Source organism: Humidesulfovibrio sp. (assembly GCF_035560995.1).
In the GTDB taxonomy this organism is placed as follows: domain Bacteria; phylum Desulfobacterota; class Desulfovibrionia; order Desulfovibrionales; family Desulfovibrionaceae; genus Humidesulfovibrio.
Genome location: NZ_DATMYK010000121.1, coordinates 1 through 4,846 on the forward strand (window position 1 = coordinate 1; position 4,846 = coordinate 4,846).

A 4,846-nucleotide genomic window follows, 5' to 3' on the forward strand; every position below is an offset into this window, starting at 1 on the left:
ATACCGGCGGCGTCCTGCTTACCGGCATGGGCAGCCCGGTGAACATCCCGATTTATTGGGACAAGCTCCTGCTTGATGCCAGCCAGGTCACCAATCCCTCCATCGACCCGCTGCGCGAGCCCATGGAACTCAAGACCTTCATCGGCTCCAAGCCGGACAAGCTGGAGTTCTCCAAGACAAAGGACGGCAGCCCCAAGCTCAAGACCAAGCTGGCCCCCCAGATTGAGCTGAACTACCCTCTGATGTTCTCGGCCATGAGCTTCGGCTCCATCAACTTCAACCTGCACGTGGCCATGGCCCGCGCCGCCACCGAGCTGGGCATCTGCTACAACACGGGTGAGGGCGGACTGCACAAGAGTCTGTACGAATATGGCAAGAACACCATCGTTCAGGTCGCCTCGGGCCGCTTCGGCGTGCACCGCGACTTCCTGAACGCGGGCGCGGGCATCGAGATCAAGGTGGGCCAGGGCGCCAAGCCCGGCATCGGCGGGCACCTGCCCGGCGAGAAGATCAACGCCATGGTCTCCGAGACGCGCATGGTCCCCCTGGGATCGGACGCCATCTCCCCGGCCCCGCACCACGACATCTACTCCATTGAAGATCTGCACCAGCTCATCTTCGCCCTCAAGGAAGCCAGCGAGTACCGCGTGCCCGTGAGCGTGAAGATCGCGGCGGTGCACAACGTGGCGGCCATCGCCTCGGGCATCGTGCGCGCCGGAGCGGACATCGTCGCCATCGACGGCGTGCGCGGCGGCACGGGCGCTGCCCCGGGCATGATCCGCGACAACGTGGGCATCCCCATTGAGCTGGCCCTGGCCCAGGTGGACCAGCGCCTGCGCGACGAAGGCATCCGCAACCGCGCCTCCATCATCGCCGCGGGCGGCACGCGCTGCAGCGCCGACGTGATCAAGGCCATCGCCCTTGGCGCGGACGCCTGCTACATCGCCACCTCGGTGCTCCTGGCCGTTGGCTGCACCCTGTGCGCCAAGTGCTACACCGGCAAATGCCCCTGGGGCATCGCCACCAACGACGCCCGCCTGGCCAAGCGCCAGAACCCGGACGTCGCGGCCAAGAAGATGGTCAACCTGGTGCGCGCCTGGGGTCACGAGATCGAGGAAATGCTCGGCGGTATGGGGCTCAACTCCATCGAGAGCCTGCGCGGCAACCGCGACAAGCTGCGCGCCGTGGGCCTCTCGGACACCGAGATGGACATTCTGGGCGTCAAGCACGCCGGTCGCTAACAAGGGGGCGAGAAGATTATGAAACGCGTCTACCCTGACAAGGACTTCTGCATCGGCTGCCACATCTGTGAGCTGGCCTGTTTGACCGCCCACTCCAAGAGCAAGGATCTGATCCTGGCCTACACCGTGGAGCGCGGCCAGAACGGCGTGGCCTCCAGCAAGCACGTGCACGAGGGCGGCGCCACCTGCGTGGCCCTGTCCTGCCGCCACTGCGACGAGCCCTCCTGCGTTGCCGCCTGCATCTCCGGCGCGCTGCAGAAGGACCCGGAAAGCGGCCGCACCGTGTACGACCGCGAGAAATGCGTGGGCTGCTGGTCCTGCCTGATGGCCTGCCCCTTCGGGGCCATCGCCCGGCACCCGCTTGAGCCCAAGATCGTCAAGTGCGACCTGTGCCATGACCGCCCGGGCGGCCCGGCCTGCGTTGCCGCCTGCCCCAACAAGGCCCTGAAGCAGGAGGAGCGCTAACATGACCTATGTGATCATCGGCAACGGCGTCGCCTCCATCGGCGCCATCGAGGGCATCCGCCGCCATGACAAAGAAGGAGCCATCGTCGTCATCGGCGCGGAAGACACCGCCGCCTACGGACGCCCGCTCATCTCCTACCTGCTGGCGGGCAAGATCGGCCCGGAGCGTCTGGCCCTGCGCGGCGAGGACTACTACGCCAAGAACGGCGTGGAGCTGAAGCTCGGCACCACGGCCAGCGCCATCGACACGGCCAAGAAGACCGTGACCACCGACAAGGGCGAGACCATCAAGTATGACCGCCTGCTCATCGCCACTGGCGGCGTGCCCTTCGTGCCGCCCATTCCGGGCGTGCAGGGCGCGGACATCTACTCCTTCACCACCCTGGCCCACGCCAACACGCTGATCGAGCTCTCGAGCAAGATCAAGCGCGCCGTGGTCATCGGCGGCGGACTCATCGGCCTCAAGGCCGCGGAAAGCCTCTTCGACCGCGGCGTTGCCGTGACCATCGTCGAGCTGGCCCCGCGCATCCTCTCCGGCGGCTTTGACGAGAAGGCGGGCAAGCTTGCCGCCAACCGTCTCAAAAATGTCGGCATCGAGGTCAACTGCGGCGTCACCGCCAAGGAAATTCAGCGTACCAAGGACGGCCGCGTCAAGGGCGTGCTCCTGACCGACGGCCGTTTCCTGGAATGCGACGTCGTGGTGGTCGCCATCGGCGTGGTGCCCCACAGCGCCATCGCCAAGGAGGCCGGGGTCAAGGTCGAGCGCGGCATCATGGTCGATGGCAAGTTGATGACCAGCGCCAAGGACGTATACGCCGCAGGCGACGTGGCCCAGGCCAAGGACCAGATCACCGGCGAACACCGCGTGGTGCCCATCTGGCCCAACGCCTACAACCAGGGCTACGCCTCCGGCCGGAACATGGCCGGCGCCAAGCAGCCGTACATGGGCGGCCTGCCCATGAACTCCATCAGCTTCTACGGCCTGCCCACCATCTCGGTCGGCACGGTCAACCCGCCTGATGGCGACACGAGCTTCGAGGTCCACGCCCTTCTCGACGAGGAGAAGGAGACCTATCGCAAGCTCGTGTTCCGCGACGAGAAGCTGGTGGGCTACGTGCTCGTGGGCGATATCGACAAGGGCGGCATGTACACCGCCTTCATCAAATTCGAAATGCCGCTTGCCGGCGAGGCCAAGGACAAGCTCATCAACGGCGGACCCGAGGTCTTCCTCTGGCCGGCGGAGCTGTTCGACGAGACCTGGAACCCCGAGCCGGCCAAGGCCGCCCGCTAACCAAGCAGGCGTCCCTGCAGAACATCCGCGAGGAGCACGAGTAGGATGAAAGCACCTGAACGGTATTACGACTTCCAAAAAGACATCTCCGGCTGCGGCGTCTTCGGGGTGATCCACAAAAAGCGTGGCCTCATCCCCGGCGAAATGCCCATCCGTTCCATGGCCTGCATGCACGACCGGGGCAACGGCCTTGGCGGCGGCTTCGCGGCCTATGGCATCTACCCCGACCTGGCCGACAAATACGCCTTCCACCTGATGTGCGACACCCAGGACGCCCAGGACAACGCCGAGGAAGTGCTTAAGCACTACTTCACCGTCCATCTGGCGGAGCCCATCCCGACCCGCAAGGTCGTGACCATCAAGAACCCGCCCATCATGTCGCGCTACTTCCTGACCATCAAGAAGGATCGCCCCCAGGAAGTGCGGGAGCTCGGCGAGCAGGACTACGTGGTCCATGCGGTCATGCACATCAACCACAAGGTGGCCAACGCCTTCGTGTTCTCCAGCGGCAAGAACATGGGCGCCTTCAAGGGCGTGGGTTTTCCGGAGGACATCGCCGACTTCTTCCGCCTGGAAGAGTACAAGGCCTACATCTGGACCGGCCACAACCGCTTCCCGACCAACACCCCGGGCTGGTGGGGCGGTGCGCACCCCTTCACGCTGCTCGATTGGTCCATCGTCCATAACGGCGAGATCAGCTCCTACGGCATCAACCGCCGCTACCTGTGCGAGCACGACTACCTGTGCACGCTCATGACCGATACCGAGGTCGTGGCCTACGAGCTTGACCTCCTGATCCGCAAGCACGGTCTGTCCAAGGAGATGGCCTGCAAGGTCTTTGCCCCGCCGTTCTGGGACGAGATCGCCCGCATGCCCAAGCAGGAAAAGGATGCCTACACTGCCCTGCGCATGGTGTACGGCCAGGCCCTTTTGAACGGCCCCTTCGCCATCCTCGTGGCCGATAACACCGGCCTCTTCGGCCTGAACGACCGCATCAAGCTGCGGCCGCTGGTGATTGCCGAAAAGGACGACATGGTCTTCATGTCGAGCGAGGAGAGCGCCATCCGCGAAGTCCAGAACGACCTGGACCGCGTGTGGATGCCCAAGGCGGGCGAACCGGTCATCGTGCATCTGGAGGCGTAGGATAATGGCCAAGACTGTCACCCTGGACGCGAGCGGCATCTACTACCGCCAGCTCAACGAACAGATCCGCGAGGCCGTGGCCGCTGGCGCCACGAACATCGTGCTCAAAAACGTCAACGGCCAGCGCTACATCGCCGGCGCCCTGGAAGGCGACCTGACCTTCGAGGTGCAGGGCGTGCCCGGCCAGGACATGTGCTCCTTCATGCGCGGGCCCAAGGTCCGCGTGAAGGCCAACGCCCAGGACGGCGTGGGCAACACCATGGACGACGGCACCATCATCATCGAAGGCTTGGCCGGAGACGTGGTGGGCTACGCCATGCGCGGCGGCAAGATCTTCATCAAGGGCGACGTGGGCTACCGCGTGGGCATCCACATGAAAGCCTACATGGAAAAGCTCCCGATCATCGTCATCGGTGGCAAGGCCGGAGACTTCCTCGGCGAATATATGGCGGGCGGAATCCTTTTGCTTCTTGGAATGTATTCTGATAAGCCCACGGAACCCATTGCCGGTCGCAGCCTGGGAACAGGCATGCACGGCGGTGTGATTTACGTGCGCGGCGAGGTTCCCAAGGAGCAGATCGGCCCCGGCCTGTCCGCACAACCGCTCGATGACGCCGACCAGGCCGTCCTCGAGGGGATCGTCAAGGAGTACGCCAAGGAACTCGGGCTTGACGCCAAGGAGATCCTGGCGGCTGATTTCGTGAAG

Annotated in this window: 5 protein-coding genes; all 5 read left to right on the forward strand. The window is 64.5% G+C overall.

The genetic code is table 11. The features are described 5' to 3' along the window. Positions 1–1,241, forward strand: a 1,241-nt coding sequence (locus VN419_RS04830; protein ID WP_325645015.1) for an FMN-binding glutamate synthase family protein, incomplete at its 5' end; no start/stop codon positions are given. 18 nt (positions 1,242–1,259) lie between these two features. Continuing rightward, a complete protein-coding gene (locus VN419_RS04835) occupies positions 1,260–1,706 on the forward strand; it encodes a 4Fe-4S dicluster domain-containing protein (RefSeq protein WP_325645018.1) in 447 nt (148 codons plus the stop codon). A 1-nt stretch (position 1,707) separates the two neighbouring features. Continuing rightward, positions 1,708–2,997 (forward strand): NAD(P)/FAD-dependent oxidoreductase, encoded by a 1,290-nt coding sequence (locus tag VN419_RS04840; RefSeq protein WP_325645020.1) that lies wholly within the window; start codon positions 1,708–1,710, stop codon positions 2,995–2,997. A gap of 45 nt (positions 2,998–3,042) precedes the next feature. Then, a complete protein-coding gene (locus VN419_RS04845; RefSeq protein WP_325645022.1) occupies positions 3,043–4,140 on the forward strand; it encodes a glutamine amidotransferase family protein in 1,098 nt (365 codons plus the stop codon). Positions 4,141–4,144: 4 nt separating this feature from the next. Continuing rightward, positions 4,145–4,846, forward strand: a 702-nt coding sequence (locus VN419_RS04850) for a hypothetical protein (protein WP_325645024.1), incomplete at its 3' end; no start/stop codon positions are given.